General features: G+C 33.3%; 21 protein-coding genes. All 21 read left to right on the forward strand.

What is annotated here, in order from left to right:
- Positions 1–211 precede the first annotated feature (211 nt).
- Complete coding sequence (locus ACFO7M_RS15735; RefSeq protein ID WP_379736767.1) at positions 212–472, forward strand: hypothetical protein; 261 nt, start codon at positions 212–214, stop codon at positions 470–472.
- Positions 473–649: 177 nt separating this feature from the next.
- Complete coding sequence (locus tag ACFO7M_RS15740) at positions 650–871, forward strand: hypothetical protein (protein WP_379736768.1); 222 nt, start codon at positions 650–652, stop codon at positions 869–871.
- 97 nt (positions 872–968) lie between these two features.
- Positions 969–1673: a hypothetical protein gene (locus ACFO7M_RS15745; protein ID WP_379736770.1), complete on the forward strand. Its 705-nt coding sequence runs from the start codon at positions 969–971 to the stop codon at positions 1671–1673.
- Between the two features lie 162 nt (positions 1674–1835).
- Positions 1836–2105 (forward strand): hypothetical protein, encoded by a 270-nt coding sequence (locus ACFO7M_RS15750; protein ID WP_379736772.1) that lies wholly within the window; start codon positions 1836–1838, stop codon positions 2103–2105.
- Positions 2093–2566: an Appr-1-p processing protein gene (locus tag ACFO7M_RS15755; RefSeq protein WP_379736774.1), complete on the forward strand. Its 474-nt coding sequence runs from the start codon at positions 2093–2095 to the stop codon at positions 2564–2566. Before ACFO7M_RS15750 ends, ACFO7M_RS15755 begins: the two co-directional genes overlap by 13 nt.
- A 168-nt stretch (positions 2567–2734) precedes the next feature.
- Entirely contained in the window at positions 2735–3238 is a 504-nt protein-coding gene (locus ACFO7M_RS15760) for a hypothetical protein (protein WP_379736775.1), read from the forward strand.
- A 194-nt stretch (positions 3239–3432) separates the two neighbouring features.
- Positions 3433–4131, forward strand: coding sequence for a DUF4386 domain-containing protein (locus ACFO7M_RS15765; protein ID WP_379736776.1), 699 nt, complete (start codon positions 3433–3435; stop codon positions 4129–4131).
- 133 nt (positions 4132–4264) lie between these two features.
- Positions 4265–5062, forward strand: coding sequence for a hypothetical protein (locus tag ACFO7M_RS15770; protein ID WP_379736778.1), 798 nt, complete (start codon positions 4265–4267; stop codon positions 5060–5062).
- Positions 5063–5204: 142 nt separating this feature from the next.
- Positions 5205–5861 carry a hypothetical protein gene (locus ACFO7M_RS15775; protein ID WP_379736780.1) on the forward strand — a complete coding sequence of 219 codons (657 nt, stop codon included), beginning with the start codon at positions 5205–5207 and terminating at the stop codon, positions 5859–5861.
- A 117-nt stretch (positions 5862–5978) separates the two neighbouring features.
- Complete coding sequence (locus tag ACFO7M_RS15780) at positions 5979–6383, forward strand: hypothetical protein (protein ID WP_379736782.1); 405 nt, start codon at positions 5979–5981, stop codon at positions 6381–6383.
- Between the two features lie 52 nt (positions 6384–6435).
- Positions 6436–6966 (forward strand): MepB family protein, encoded by a 531-nt coding sequence (locus ACFO7M_RS15785; RefSeq protein WP_379736784.1) that lies wholly within the window; start codon positions 6436–6438, stop codon positions 6964–6966.
- A gap of 16 nt (positions 6967–6982) precedes the next feature.
- Entirely contained in the window at positions 6983–7570 is a 588-nt protein-coding gene (locus ACFO7M_RS15790) for a hypothetical protein (RefSeq protein ID WP_379736786.1), read from the forward strand.
- A 95-nt stretch (positions 7571–7665) separates the two neighbouring features.
- Positions 7666–8022, forward strand: coding sequence for a hypothetical protein (locus ACFO7M_RS15795; RefSeq protein ID WP_379736787.1), 357 nt, complete (start codon positions 7666–7668; stop codon positions 8020–8022).
- Positions 8023–8247: 225 nt separating this feature from the next.
- The gene (locus ACFO7M_RS15800) at positions 8248–8574 is read left to right on the forward strand and encodes a hypothetical protein (RefSeq protein ID WP_379736788.1); all 327 of its coding nucleotides are present in this window, start codon (positions 8248–8250) and stop codon (positions 8572–8574) included.
- A gap of 293 nt (positions 8575–8867) precedes the next feature.
- Positions 8868–9560, forward strand: coding sequence for a DUF4272 domain-containing protein (locus ACFO7M_RS15805; RefSeq protein ID WP_379736790.1), 693 nt, complete (start codon positions 8868–8870; stop codon positions 9558–9560).
- 196 nt (positions 9561–9756) lie between these two features.
- Positions 9757–10689, forward strand: a complete 933-nt coding sequence (locus tag ACFO7M_RS15810; RefSeq protein ID WP_379736792.1) for a transglutaminase domain-containing protein — start codon at positions 9757–9759, stop codon at positions 10687–10689.
- Between the two features lie 79 nt (positions 10690–10768).
- A complete protein-coding gene (locus ACFO7M_RS15815) occupies positions 10769–11236 on the forward strand; it encodes a hypothetical protein (protein ID WP_379736794.1) in 468 nt (155 codons plus the stop codon).
- A gap of 74 nt (positions 11237–11310) precedes the next feature.
- Positions 11311–12633, forward strand: coding sequence for a tetratricopeptide repeat protein (locus ACFO7M_RS15820; RefSeq protein ID WP_379736796.1), 1323 nt, complete (start codon positions 11311–11313; stop codon positions 12631–12633).
- A gap of 235 nt (positions 12634–12868) precedes the next feature.
- Positions 12869–13435 (forward strand): hypothetical protein, encoded by a 567-nt coding sequence (locus ACFO7M_RS15825; protein WP_379713215.1) that lies wholly within the window; start codon positions 12869–12871, stop codon positions 13433–13435.
- A 40-nt stretch (positions 13436–13475) separates the two neighbouring features.
- Positions 13476–13799, forward strand: coding sequence for a hypothetical protein (locus ACFO7M_RS15830; protein WP_379736798.1), 324 nt, complete (start codon positions 13476–13478; stop codon positions 13797–13799).
- Between the two features lie 32 nt (positions 13800–13831).
- Positions 13832–14398, forward strand: coding sequence for a hypothetical protein (locus ACFO7M_RS15835; RefSeq protein ID WP_379736800.1), 567 nt, complete (start codon positions 13832–13834; stop codon positions 14396–14398).
- The last annotated feature ends 77 nt before the right edge of the window (positions 14399–14475 follow it).

The following is a 14475-nucleotide window of genomic DNA, read 5'->3' on the forward strand; positions in this document are numbered from 1 at the left end:
TATCGAGAACCTTACTCCTCTCTTTTGTTCTTTCTGATTAATAGCTAAATGTAGAAAATGTAAACTTAAGGTGGTTTTGCGAGATTGCGAAAAATGTGCAAAAATCACATTTTTCTCCCGCAAGAAATTTTATCTTAGCAGAAAGTCCGCGGTTACGAAGTTCGCAACCTCGCAAAGCCACAGGACGTTATCAATAATAATTAAGTACAGAATGAAATCAACAATTCTAATTTCCTTTATGTTTTGCCTAAGTGTATTTGGACATAAGACTATAGCTCAAATTCCACTTTATGTGACGCCAATTTATAATTTTGACCCTCTGAGCATTAACACGACCGATTATCAAAATGAGTTAATGTCGTTAAATTCAGAAAATTGTGATTCATTAGGTTCGGTATTTAAAAGTAGATTGGATTCCATTTCCATCGAAAGTTTATTTGTTTACGCAATACGATTGTACGATTTAGGCTAAAAAGATGAGTCTGTTCTTTGGTTCCATACTGCGAAATTACGAGCAGGAATATTTATAAAATCACTTGACTCAGAGAAAATTGGTGGAATTGGTTCGGCTCCTTTCGAGCTGAAACAAGCATTTATCGCATTCAGCCAATTAGCGGGAGAATATATCAATGGTTATGCGGGAGGAGATGTGGATAAATGGATCGCCACTTTAAAAGATGTAAAAACAACTGTTGATAGTTTAACGGTCTTTGTTCAATACCCAGATATTGCTTTTGTAAGTCAAGAAGACTTTCAAAAAGCAAAGGAGAATCGGTTAGCTGATTATGACAAACTCATAGCTTACTTAGAAGAAAATAAAAAGGAAATTAAGAAAACTAGGAAGAAAAACGGAATTGAAGGAAAATATTGATAACAGCAAATAAGCGCCACTATCGCGAGCGCCTATTTGCAAAACGTTAGCAGCTATAATATGACGACACCAAGTGAACCAAAACGACACAATTAAAATGGGACAATATTTACATTGCTTCGACCTTTCCGACCAACTAAAGTGTTTTAACTTTTGTTCCAGACGTGTAGTTGAATCTCTATTTTCAACCCAACTTATTACTAGCGACAATAAACCCAACCCAAGAAATTTTGAAATAGAAAACTTGATTAATTGCCGACCCATTGACATTGACGGACTTTCCAGTCCAAGAATGGCTATTGTTTATCAAGCATCAATTTATAGGACACTTTCACGACCATTGACGGCAGACGAACAAATAGTTGTAAAGAAGGCTGACTTGGAAATAGAATTTGAAAGACGCAGACGTGAAATAAATTATGGTTCATCAAGTAGACTTTCTTGCGTTTACCTTGTAGACAATGACATTGATGGCAGAACTGTTCTGCAAAATATGTTCGTTGGAACATTTGGAAGACCACTTATTGTAGAAGTAGACATTTTAAATAATATGGAACTTACAAAATGTGACCATCATTGGCTTCAAAAATATTATGACGAACCGAAGGACGAATACATTGTAAACTATTGGACAGGAGTTCCGCTTAATGACAAATTTCCATCTTGGGAGTATTTACTTGAAGGGACAATTGTTTTGACTCTCCAAGAACAAGCAAATGAGATTGACCGACACGTAGAAACTGAGTTCCCAACTTACTATGAACAAATTCAATTAGAACGACAAAACAGCAACAAATATTAAACAGATTACATTAGAAGCGAGAAGAATTACAGCTGCTAACACGGGTTTTGCGTCAGGCGGGCTGACGTGTAAACTTGGAGCTTTGTTCTTCTAATAAACTTTAGTAATAAATTGAAACTTTGTGGCCCGAACGCAAAGCCCGAAAACGTTAGTGGCAACCCTATGACGAAACAGTACTATAAACGACATTTTAACGAAACTCGAATAGAACAATCCACAAATTGGGGAACTTGTGACTATTACTTTGAAACAAATCAGGACGGTGTAGTCATTAGACAAGTTGAAGTCTATTCTAATGGAATAACTTTAAAATATAGTGAGCAATTTATTGAAGATGATTATGGATTTCTTGCTGATCAACCTCTTGACTTTTTTGATTTTGAAAACTTTACAATAACTAAAAATGACTTTGAAATTCAGTGGCAAAAGTAAATTACGTGATTGGTGACGCAACAAATCCTCAGACAAAAGGAAATAAGATTATTGTTCATATTTGTAACGACATTGGTGGTTGGGGAAAAGGTTTTGTAATGGCGCTTTCTAAACGATGGAAACAACCTGAACAGCAATATAGACAATGGTTTAAATCAAATGACGAGTTCGGCCTTGGAGAAGTCCAATTTGTGCAAGTCGAAGAAGAGCTTTGGGTTGCAAATTTAATTGGACAACATAAAATTAATAAAGACGAAAATGGTAATGCCCCAATTCGTTACGAAGCTATTTTGTTAGGGCTTGAAAAAATCGGAAAATTCGCTATCAACAAAAGTGCAACAGTACATATGCCAAGAATTGGTTGTGGACTTGCTGGCGGAACTTGGGACAGAATTGAACCGTTAATAGGTAAAACACTTATAGAAAACGAAATTGAAACTTATGTTTATGACTTTAACTAAAAAAGGACAGCCACTAACCGCCGTTTGGCTCAATTGCTGATTTTTCATAAAATTTAAGCTATCAAATCACGCAGAAAGTTTTATATTAACCGAAAATAATCAACCCGCTTTGACCGCAACTAAGCCAAGTAGCCAAACGTTATGCACAATGTTTAGAAACATCCATAAATGAAAATAAGCGAATTAACATATAAAGTTATTTCATATTCAGAAATTCCAAATTTTAATACCGACGATTGCGTAGATTGGGCGACTGAAATGTTAGAATTAGGCTATGAAAGTGAAAACTTGCTGATTTTAGCGGGAATTTCAAAGCCGACAAATTATTTCGAAATAATTGATTTTTTAAAAAAGTCATTGGTAGAATTAAATATGTCAATAAAAACTGGAGAAAAGGCAATTCTATGTTACAGTAGTTATTACATAAATAGAATTTCGAAAGCAATAAATGTTAAAGAAAATTTGGGAATGGTTTATACTTTTTGTCAAAGCAAAGATTATGAAAAACAAATTTTTGATTTTTACTTATTACATTGGGCTTGGAGTGACTTTGATTATGGTGAAAAATACACACATTATTGGGATAATGCAAAGAAAGAAAATATTGAAGAAATTGTTATTGAAGTCGCAAAAAAATGGATAATTGAAAATCAAAGCGCAATTGAAATATAAAACACAGTGCATAACAACGGTTTGGCACAATTGCTCCAATTCAATAAATAACAACGTTCGATTTTCCGCTGGAAAATCTTATCTTAGCAAGAAATAATCGTTCCACGCAGTCGCTGTGGATTCAAACCGGCGATAGACTAGCAATCATGCTAAAATTGAGTATAAAAACCACAATTACATCAACCGACAATTAAATGATATCAGATAAAAATTTAGCCCGAATAGCAGGCTTTTGCTATTTAATTGTAATAGCAACAGGATTATTTTCTGAAGTTTTTGTTCGGCAATCATTGAGAGTCGCCAACGATGCTTTAGCAACAGCACATAATATTCGAACAAATGAAATGCTTTATCGTTTGGGTTTTGTGGCTGATCTTGTCAATTTTGTAGCTGGGATACCCACAATATTGATACTCTATTACTTCTTTAAAAAGTCAACTAAAATTATACTGCAAATTGCTTTAGCATTAGTCATTATTCAAACGGCTATTATTGCCATCAATTTATTGAATCAAATTACCCCTTTGTTATTGTTAAGCAATGACACTTACTTGACTACTTTTCAACCTAACCAGTTAGCCACACTTTCGCTTTTGTCTTTACATATTCAATCACAGGGTTATGGTATTGGTTTAGTATTCTTTGGATTGTATTGCATCTTAATGGGATATGTCATTATCAAAACTAAGGCAATACCTGTAATTATTGGAGTAGCTTATGCATTAGCGGGGCTCTGTTACTTGATAAATAGTTTTACAATGTTTCTTTCGAAAGGATTTGCTAATCCACTATTCATTTACCTTGCTCTTCCAATTTTCATAGGCGAATTATCTCTATGTTTGTGGTTACTCATTAAAGGTATTGACACCACAAAATTAGAGTACAAAAATTAAAACGCCCGAAATACGACCTTATGTTCGCACTATTGTGTGTTTGTATTTCTATTTACTTTTTATCTTGAAATAATTTTTTAATTTAAAAAACTGCCCCAGCCAATGGCTGTAATACCAAACAACTTTATTTAAAATGAAAAAACAACGACTTATTATTTTCTATTGTATTTTTTTCGTAATCTCAATTGGATATGGACAAGAGTTTCCTGAGAGGGATAAGAAATATGACCTTGAAATATTTGATTTTTTAATAGCATCAACTGAAAAAGGATCTATTTCATTAGACGATTTTCTATCCAACACGAAACCATTTTCTAAATGGGACATAAGGCCTTTAAAAAGAGAAACTGTTTGGGTTTTAGATACTATTCATCGTGCAAGTGAGGTTCCGAATTTCATTTGGGGGGCATTTTCAAGTAAATATGAAGTAACCCAACAGGATGCGATTGAAAAACCAAATCAACTTTTAAACAAAGCAATTAAGGAAACAAATTCCTATGGAAATTTCCTAAACCAAAACTTGAAAAAAATTGAGGAACTAACAAAGCATATTTTAGAAAGTAAAAATGAAATATTCTTATCCCAAAAAAATCTACAAAGAGTTGATAATCTTTATAAAGAAAACAATCAATATTGGGGGTATTCTATTTCTTCAAATTCTCCATTTCCTATTTCAAATAAAGTGGAGAGTTATTTAAAAGAAAGTTATTCAAAAAATCAAATTAAGATTTTAGATTTACTCAAAGAATTGAATATTTATTCAGCAAAAAAAACAAACAAAGGTATCTTTTACTTAGTTGATGGTTTTACTGATAATTCCTACGGGTTTTATTTTAATCAAGAGGGAAAAATGGAAGAAGATAACTTTCTATTCCAAATTTTGAAGTTTAAAAAAATAAATGACACTTATTTTTATTACATAGCCAACTAATATTTAACCTAACAACGTTTTAAAAAAATGGGGTTGGTGAGTTAATCAAGACAATTTTAAAATTAACTTCATTTCAATGGGAATGTTTTTTGAATCTAAAAAACAGAAAACATAAGGTTTTTTATTAATTAAATAATCACAAATGAAACACCAATTCTTCTTTACTTTATTATTCATTTCAATAAATTCTATTTTTTCTCAAAAAAGTAATCACCAAATATCTTCATCCAATTCAAATTCCAAAACTTCTGATTCAACACGAGATTATGGGAAAATAGAAAACGGAAAATTTAAATGCAATTTATTTAAATGGTCTATAGAAATTCCATCAGAGTTTACTATCTCTACACAAGAAAGAATAAAACAATTGGAAGACCAAGGTATTACTGCTATCAAAGAAAACTCTAGTTATAAAAAAATTAAATCCAACGAAATTGTCCATTTAATAGGGTTTGAAAAAGAAAAGTATACTACTTTTAATGCTACATATCAGTCACTAGAAGGAACACAAAGAATTTCATTAGAAGAACATAAAAATTTCTCTAGTAAACTTATTACTGAAACATATACTCGAAACGGATTCAAAATTGATATACAAAAAAATAACTTAAAACTGGGTATACACAATTTTTACAACTTAAAAGTCCATCTCATCAATCCCCAAACAAATCAACTAATATTAACTCAAGAAGTTTACACTGCCTATATTAACGACCATCTTTTTACAGCTGTCTTGTGTTACAAAGATGAAAACCTTGGCAAAATTTTGATTTCTAAATTCGTAACATCATTCGATTAAAGTGGCTAGTCAATAGGATTTTTTGAAATTCAACTCAGTCATTTTAGGAAGTGTTTTTTAGTATCTTTGATTTTGTCTCTGTTGAAAAGGCTTTCGTAGTATACAGCATACTATTTCATGAAAAAAATAATTCTATTTAACATTGCCCTATTTTTCACTTCCCTTGGTATCGCTCAGCATGCTGATTTTTCATTAATTGGAAAATGGCAAGAAAAAGAATACCATGGCAATAATGGCGCTACAGATTATGTGCTGAAAATAGAAAAGGGACGGATCTTTATTTTTGAATCCGATACTGTTATAAAAGATAGCTTCAACACTATTGGAACATACGAGTTAAATGAGAATCGTCTTCACATAGTATTTCCCAAAAAAGAACTGTTTTATCGTATTTTCTTTGAAAACAACAACCCCAAAAGAATCTCATTCGTTCCGGTTACGAACAACTACGACTATTATTGTGATGAAGGATGTGCGGAGATTTTTGAAAAATCAGAGTATCAAATCGAGCATCAAAAGTAAGTCTCCCCTATTGACTCCAAACGAATAGCAATATAAAAACATCGATAAAACAATGACCGTAAAAATCACTTTGACAAGCCTAAATACAATGCCATCCGATCTGCAAATTGCGAAAGAATTTGTTTTCGATCCCTGTGGCTTTCATTTTAAAAATTGGAAAGCCAACTTAGAAAGTATAGAGTATGCTGCCAGCTCCTTTGAACTTGACGGAAAAATAATTCAATTTCGTGTTTCTAAAATTACACCTACCAAAACTGGACAGTTTGTTACAATTTGGAAACGAACCAAGGAAGGAATTACAGCACCATTTGAGAGTACTGATTCACTGGATTTTATAATTATCAACTCCCGAAGCGGTGACAACTTTGGACAATTTATTTTTCCGAAATCCGTATTAATTGAACATGGAATCATCACCAACAATGGCAAAGAAGGAAAACGTGGAATAAGAGTGTATCCACCGTGGGACATTGCGACAAATAAACAAGCTGTAAAAACACAAAGTTGGCAGCTACGCTATTTTTTGACTATTACCAAAGCGACTTCAACTGATATTGCTTTGGCCAAACATCTATTGACGTAAAAGTAAAATACTAAAAATGACTCCTAAGCATCGATTGTGCTTTACTAAAGAAAAATATGTAATAACAAATTGGCTACTTACCCTAGTTGTAAACGACACCAAACCAAGTGAGATGGGAATCCTAAAAACAATATTATTCGTCCTTTTAATTGTATTTACCCTTTCGGGTTGCAACGTTGAAGACAAGGCTATTTTAAACAACAGCAACTTTGATGAAGGTGATTGGCTAATGGTTGTTCAGAATGAAGCCGAAAAAACACTATTTGTTATCGACGATGAAATCGTTTTAAAGGAAAATCCGTTTGGGTTTCTCTTAGGTCCAGGAGCAGATTGTGGTGGAACAACTTGCGATGGCTTTTTAAAATTATACAAAAACGGTGAATTGATGGCTCAGCAGGAGTTTCTTTCCCAAGAAACGCTTTTGGTTTCACAAGACATAAAAAAGGGATATAGAAAAGCCAAACAGGATTGGATCGATACCCGCAGTCCAAAAGAATTTCAATATCTTATGGATAGTCTGTCAAAACTAAAGAACCATTATCCAGTTCGCTATCATACGCAACCAGAAGACAAAGATATTGTTCACTTATTTACTTATGAATAGAAAGCATATTCCTTTGGGCACTTCTCTTCTAGTTAATTATTACAAACCGATCCATTGCTAACACCACATTTATTCCACTTTATAAATCCCTTGAAATGAAAAAAAAGCATTTGATTTTAAATGGCCTTTTATTCCTCCTTCTTTTTGCATGCCATAGCAAAGAATCCAACTATCTTACTGCATGGAAAATAGATAAAAAAGCGTGTAAAGGCATTCGAACTGTTGAAAAAACACAAATTTTATTAACAGAATTGAAACTTGAAAGTCAAACACTGGAATCCATTACGGCAACTTTGGGAACTCCTGATAGGTTGACCCAATCGGACGAATCTACGTATCTGGAGTATTACATCGAGAACAACTGTTCGTCAGAGGAAAAAGAATTTTGCTTATTGACAATAGGCTTTTTGAAAGCGCAACGTTATCCGACAGTATCCATAACGTGTTCGTAACTCGTTGCATTCATTATAGTGTTTCCAAATGCGCTCTAAAACTTTGATTAATTTAATAAAAGACATTTCGCAACTTAAATTTTCACCTTAAAAGGAAGATGAAAACCTACAAGCAAAAAACATTCTTCATTTTCATTGTTTATAAATTCACAAAGCATAATTTAGTATTTTTACCAGCAAAAACTTAACTCATTGTATCTACAATAATCTTTCCTAAATACACCAATGAAACTACTCGGAACATTTGAAATACACGAGCTAATTGAAATCAAAGTCGGAAGAGTTTTAAGCGGAAAATACATTTCAGGTAAATCCCTATCCAATAAAGAAGATATTCTGAAAAAGAACATTTTCATTAGATTTCGATATCATGAAATAGAAATCACCACCAAAATAATTGAGCTGGGAGGTCGATTTGGCAGGCCTGGCCAAGACATAATAATGGAAGAAAATGACAATATTGCATTAATCACAGTACTTGAAGATGCAACAACCTTTTTAAATTCAATTCATTTAGAATCTCCTATAATTGGACAAATTATCGAAAAATAGAAAGCCCATTAAAGTTAGTATTGGTTCCTCTATTCGCTCTCGCAACTACACCGATTAGAAATGTATATTCCCTATCAATAACAATGGTATGTTACACAATCCTAAAACATTCCAATACTGAGAAATCGCTTCGTAGGAATCATTTTACAATGATTTTATTATTTTTGTTTTTTTCCAGATTATCCGATGGTAAAATGGGATAAATTTATCCTCACATTTTGTTTAATACAAATATAAACCAAAGAAAAGTTTGCCAATTTTAGCCAAAACTTATAAAATCATACTCATTCTCAATGCGACTATTTGACATTTTTAAAAAAAACATTAAAGCGGATTCTCCAAAAACGGCTTATCAAAGAAAAAAACAAAATGAGAGCTATTTAAAGGCATTGAATATTCCAATACTTGAACATTTACCGTATATTGAAGAAGAAAGCGATGTAAGATTAAGAAGCGCACAAGAAATTGCGGAACGAATTTTAGTATTGGTTTATTTGGGTTTTGCGTCCGAAATTGAAGACGAAAGGGAAAATGTTATTGCCTTTTTAAAATCGAATTCTCTTTGGGACAAAGTATCACCAGAAGAAAAAGAATTATTTGAAAAGGAAGTACTAACTGAACAGGAAATCATAAATATTTTTTGGCGCTCGGAAGCGATATGGATGTTACTATGGACCATCTGTAAAGTTGACAAACTAAAATTACCCACAGAACAAATAGAAATAGAGGATATTGTATCTCGAATACCTGAATTATTTTCAGATCCCAAAGCATATATTGAAAATGCAATAATTCGACCTACAAGTGAACTTCTTGATGCTTCGGATTTGACCTATAGACTTCATTGGGCTACAAGAGACGCCAGTCTAAACAATCAGCCGATGCCTGCAAATTTAATTTTGAGTGTTATAATGGAAAGACACTATGCCATCAATTGGGTTACTTTTTACGGTGAAGAATGGGATGAAATAGGAACAGATACTTAATAGATTGTATTGTCAATTTACCGGTATTTTGAACACCAAAACTTTATTTAAAGTTCACAACTTTGGTACTAAATAAAAAAACAAAGTTCAAATTCATTCATTTGTCTGGCACGATTTATGTGCGCTTTTTATGGCTTCATCATTTCCGAAAAGAGAGCTTCTTTCCGGTTAGTAAGCTAAAAATGCGACCCAAATTATGAAAAAAAACACTTTATTTCTATTACTCTTTGCTATTGTAACCTCATTCTGCTGGGCTCAAGACTATAAAAAAGTGGACGCTTTGGTTTTAAACTACCCTAAGCATTTCAGCTCCACTCAAAAATTAGCACAACGAATTAATGCTGATTTTACGAACGACTATGAAAAAGTGAGAGCGGTATATACATGGATTGCAAATAATGTAGTCTATGACTTTGCCGAATCCAAAGGATATCAATTCGAATATAAGAGCAAAGCAGAAATGGAACTCCTTTTACAAAAAAGTGAAGTCGCACTTGCATCAAGAGTATTATCTAAAAAGAAAGCCGTCTGTCAAGGCTATTCTGCACTATTTAAAGTTATTTGTGACGAATTAAAAATTACGTCAAGAGTTGTATCTGGTGATGGAAAAACGAGTATTAATGATATTGGGGAAAAATTCTATCCGGATCACGCCTGGAACATAGTTACAGTTGAAAACAAGGAATACTTAATTGATGTCACTTGGGGTGCAGGAACCTATAGTAACCGCTTTGAAAAAAACCTCAACTTTATTTATTTTTTTAGCGACCCCTATTTGTTTATCAAAAAGCATTATCCAGAACGTTATGCTGATACTCTTTTACAAGAAAAAATAGGACAACAGGAATTTTCTAACGGTCCCGTTTATTATAATTTTGATTTCAAGCTCCTGGAACCAACAAATGGCATTTTGAAGAAAGCTTCAAACCAAAAAATAAAATTCCGATTTGCAACACCGAAAAAAGTAGAGAACGTAGCTTATCTAAGCGGTGGAAAATACTACGATGTATTACCGACATCCACTGACACTACTTTGGAATTTGAAATTGCTCTTTCTCAATTCAAAAAGGAAAAAGAATTGATTCTTTTTTTTGATTATGAATCGGTAGTGGGTTTCAAATTGGAGTAATTCAAAAACATTCTTTTAAATTACATTTAGTTACCTTTGCTGAGAGTTCGATACTACCGAACATTACTCAAAATCTATTATGAATTTATTTCAACGCATTTTCAAAAAACCGACAGTTGTATGTCCGAGATGTCTCGGAAAAGGCCATGTCGATTTGAATGACATCCAACGTCTAAACAAAGAATTGTATTGGCTTCCGGGCAAATGTGCGTATTGCAGTGGTAATGGTAAAGTGCATGAAGACACAGTTACTACCCTACCCGTCGATTCCAGTTATCTTACAATTAGCCTTTCAAAAATGGAGCAATGGAAGTTAATTGGCGGCAATCAACAGGCTAAAAAAAGAGGTGAAATTTATCAAGAGACTTTATCCGAAATCATTGAAGATATTGTCAGGCAGCATTATATTGAAGGACTTACACTAGATGCAATTGCCGATTTACATTTTTCCCGATTTAAACTCTCCAGAGTGACGGATCAAATGAAAAAAGATTTTTTGGAGTATGCCGAAAAAGTTATTGCCTTCCATAAAGACAAGTATCCATAAATGTATCGGAATATCAACCCAATTTCACTGTCCTGTAATTCATTACTAAATCATTCTCAGTATAAGCCTACCAAATGAAGCATTACTTATTATTACTATTGACCGTAATTTCAATTCATTGCAATGCGCAAAGTTTAGAGACCAAGCGTGACAAAATTGAAACTGCCAAAAAAGAACTGGAATCGAGCATTTCAACTTTTCAACGTTGTCTTGTCAATTCCGATTTGGATGCCTGTGTACATACTTTAACTCAAAGTGCAAAAAAAGAATATGAGAAGTATATTATAGGCACCATACTTTACGAAATTGATAAAGAGCAATCCTTTCAGATGCAAAAAGAAGCGTATACATCCAATCCCAATAATATTTATTTCATCCTGGAATATGCTTTGGCACTTCACAGAAAGGGCGATTTTGCAGAAGCCGCAAAACTTTATGAACAATACAGTAGCGCAAAACCTGATAATTACAGGGTTCATGTTTGGTTAGCTGACTGTTATATCAATTTGGAATCTATTGACCAATCACTTTCACATTGGAAAAAAGGGAATCATGCCAACAATCATGTTGGTTATGACTTTGCCATTCAAACCGTTTACGGAAGAGCCGATCAGTTAAAATTACGCAACAACTACCGAAAGGAAATTGAAAAAGGAAACCTTCAAGCCTTTTACCCGTTAATTTCACTTGATATGACTTGGGAATTGGATTGGTGGAATTCCAATGTTCAAGAGAATTTTTTAAAGGAAGATCTGCTTTTAGCAAAAAATAAGTTGGACCAAAACGGTGTTGATTACAAAACACTTCAAGCCTATGTGACAATTAAAAAGGTTTCAAAATCCAGTAGCGAGAGCGACAAATTACAATCACTTTTTACTGAAAATAAGCTTATCATTGGTAATTATCCTTTACCTGCCAATGGAAAAATCACTTCCGATTTACTCAGAATATGTTTTCTAAAAAAAATACTTTCCGAACGTGATTTTTATGAGCATCGTGGCAATGAATTACTACAATTGGCAGAAAAAACAAAAGACGTCGATATTTTAAACATTTATGCTTATTTACAAGCGACTGTAAAAGGCAAAGTTGATCCTGCGATTGACCGATTGGGATGGACAAATTACAAAGATGAACGCTTTGCCATAAGCTACTTTTTAGGCAAAGCAGACCAAAACAGGTTTGATGATCCGGAACTTGCACAAGCATTACGTGATTTCCCGAATTCTTCCCAATTACTTTGGGTAAAACTGAACTGTGCCAAAATTGAAAAAAAACCTTTACAACCGCTCCTTACAGAAGTGATCAAAAGAGAGTTTAAAACATTGGCATCGGATCAGAGTCGGTATTCCTATGCACTGAAATCCTATTTTTATTATTTGGAAAATGAAAAATAAAGCTTCTAAAAACAAAAAGTAAAATTTCAATCTCCCTTTTTAAATGGATTTATTTCCCATCGCTATCCTCTTATTGCTACTACCATTTCTCACACAATTGATTTTTGGTTCCGTAGCCTATTTTAGCACTTCAAAGTTGGATTTTATATGGCTTAGTATAATCAATACCTGTTCTCAAATTAGTATTCAAACCTCAACCTACTATTTCAGTACTAATCACTAGATTCATCAAACTATGGAATCATTCGGTCACTTTCTATTTGAATTGTTAAAAATCGGCATTTTAGGCTATATCTACGCAACTCTTTTGTTTTGGATATACCTCTATTTTTTGAAGAACAAAATCGCTTCTCGATTGGACCAATGGATGCAATCTAAAAAGCGTCTTTGGTTTTCTATTTCCTGTTTTCTATTATGCTATCTATTTACTCCTTATGGATACCACGGCTTGGGAGATAGTGCTCGAATTCCGATAAGTTTGGATAAATCAATCAACAACATCAATTGGGATGGATATGCACACTTGTCTGGAGATAGAAGTAACACCAATACCATTGAATTCACACGATTTAAAGTAGAAAACAATACCGTATTTGGGAATTTGGACAGTTTCTTCTATACCTATAAAAATGACTATTTTATTTACGATATCGGTTCGGGAAAGTTACAGGAATTTGAAACCGAAAGAGAGTACAATACTTTTGCGACTTTAGAGAATTTACCAAAATCGGACGAACTACAAACTTTCGAAGAAAATTATAGTGATTATTGGCATGGATGGCGATTCTTTTTGTTACCCTGATTCCAATTTGTATATTTGAATCAACAAAAACTAAAAAACCATGAAAAATTTATCCACTGCAGTACTTCTAATAGTCGTTGCATTTTTATCTTCCAATACAACAGAAGCGCATGCGTCTCAATGGTTACCATCACTGGAAATGAGTACTACATCAATTTTTGTGCATGCTCAGGAAAACAACGATCCTTTAATTATTATTGACGGTAAAGTAGCTTCCAAAAAAGAATTAGATGAACTTGATTCTGAAAGCATTGCATCCGTTTCGGTTCTAAAAAGCAAGCAAGCCATTGAAAAATATGGTGACAAAGGAAAATATGGAGTTATTGAAGTGGTTTTCAAAAAAAATCAGACTACAAAATTATAGTTTCTCCATTAACACCACTTACAAATTTCCGAATGGATTTATACGACCGAATACTAAGAATAGTAGATATCAACATTATTTATTGTTTGTTTCCGCTGTTACTTACCCTTGTTTTAATAGAAGTCTTTTTTAAAAATCGGTTTAAAACGAAAGAAGTCATTAATTTCATTCGGTGGTTTGTTATCGTATATACGATTGTAACCTTACTTTTTTATGTATACCGTTTAATCGTAACAACCGAGGAATCCGCTTTTCTGACTCGTGCTACCGGTCCATACTGGTTTTCCTATTGGTTGATGCTATTTTGCTCTACACTACTTCCATTGTCTTTACTTTTCGAAAGATTGGCTACCAAAAGAATCTACCTCTTGTTTGTCTTTTTATTGATTAAAGTAGGCGTTTTGCTTGAGTTTTTCACTATTGCTATGGTATCATTTCACCGGGATTATTTATCAGAACATGCAAATTACGATTGGTGGAATTCTCCTTTGGGGATTATTCTTTTATGTTTTGCGCAAGGCTTTCTACTTGCTTTGGTATTACTTGGAGTATTTGAATTGGTAGAAAAAGTAAAGCTTCGTCATTCTTCGGCAGAATAAACTTTTTTCTTTCCCTATATTTGCCCTCTTGGGTATGGTTTTTGGGATTATCAATGTACAAAACCACTCTTTATTTA

This window comes from Flavobacterium sp. GCM10023249 (assembly GCF_042653365.1).
Lineage (GTDB): Bacteria > Bacteroidota > Bacteroidia > Flavobacteriales > Flavobacteriaceae > Flavobacterium.

Excerpts from the sequence above, each read along its gene's own strand:
- ACFO7M_RS15735 (WP_379736767.1), top strand. The coding sequence starts at position 212 with ATGAAATCAACAATTCTAATTTCCTTTATGTTTTGCCTAAGTGTATTT.
- ACFO7M_RS15745 (WP_379736770.1), top strand. The coding sequence starts at position 969 with ATGGGACAATATTTACATTGCTTCGACCTTTCCGACCAACTAAAGTGT.
- ACFO7M_RS15750 (WP_379736772.1), top strand. The coding sequence starts at position 1,836 with ATGACGAAACAGTACTATAAACGACATTTTAACGAAACTCGAATAGAA.
- ACFO7M_RS15760 (WP_379736775.1), top strand. The coding sequence starts at position 2,735 with ATGAAAATAAGCGAATTAACATATAAAGTTATTTCATATTCAGAAATT.
- ACFO7M_RS15765 (WP_379736776.1), top strand. The coding sequence starts at position 3,433 with ATGATATCAGATAAAAATTTAGCCCGAATAGCAGGCTTTTGCTATTTA.
- ACFO7M_RS15770 (WP_379736778.1), top strand. The coding sequence starts at position 4,265 with ATGAAAAAACAACGACTTATTATTTTCTATTGTATTTTTTTCGTAATC.
- ACFO7M_RS15775 (WP_379736780.1), top strand. The coding sequence starts at position 5,205 with ATGAAACACCAATTCTTCTTTACTTTATTATTCATTTCAATAAATTCT.
- ACFO7M_RS15780 (WP_379736782.1), top strand. The coding sequence starts at position 5,979 with ATGAAAAAAATAATTCTATTTAACATTGCCCTATTTTTCACTTCCCTT.
- ACFO7M_RS15785 (WP_379736784.1), top strand. The coding sequence starts at position 6,436 with ATGACCGTAAAAATCACTTTGACAAGCCTAAATACAATGCCATCCGAT.
- ACFO7M_RS15790 (WP_379736786.1), top strand. The coding sequence starts at position 6,983 with ATGACTCCTAAGCATCGATTGTGCTTTACTAAAGAAAAATATGTAATA.
- ACFO7M_RS15795 (WP_379736787.1), top strand. The coding sequence starts at position 7,666 with ATGAAAAAAAAGCATTTGATTTTAAATGGCCTTTTATTCCTCCTTCTT.
- ACFO7M_RS15800 (WP_379736788.1), top strand. The coding sequence starts at position 8,248 with ATGAAACTACTCGGAACATTTGAAATACACGAGCTAATTGAAATCAAA.
- ACFO7M_RS15805 (WP_379736790.1), top strand. The coding sequence starts at position 8,868 with ATGCGACTATTTGACATTTTTAAAAAAAACATTAAAGCGGATTCTCCA.
- ACFO7M_RS15810 (WP_379736792.1), top strand. The coding sequence starts at position 9,757 with ATGAAAAAAAACACTTTATTTCTATTACTCTTTGCTATTGTAACCTCA.
- ACFO7M_RS15815 (WP_379736794.1), top strand. The coding sequence starts at position 10,769 with ATGAATTTATTTCAACGCATTTTCAAAAAACCGACAGTTGTATGTCCG.
- ACFO7M_RS15820 (WP_379736796.1), top strand. The coding sequence starts at position 11,311 with ATGAAGCATTACTTATTATTACTATTGACCGTAATTTCAATTCATTGC.
- ACFO7M_RS15825 (WP_379713215.1), top strand. The coding sequence starts at position 12,869 with ATGGAATCATTCGGTCACTTTCTATTTGAATTGTTAAAAATCGGCATT.
- ACFO7M_RS15830 (WP_379736798.1), top strand. The coding sequence starts at position 13,476 with ATGAAAAATTTATCCACTGCAGTACTTCTAATAGTCGTTGCATTTTTA.
- ACFO7M_RS15835 (WP_379736800.1), top strand. The coding sequence starts at position 13,832 with ATGGATTTATACGACCGAATACTAAGAATAGTAGATATCAACATTATT.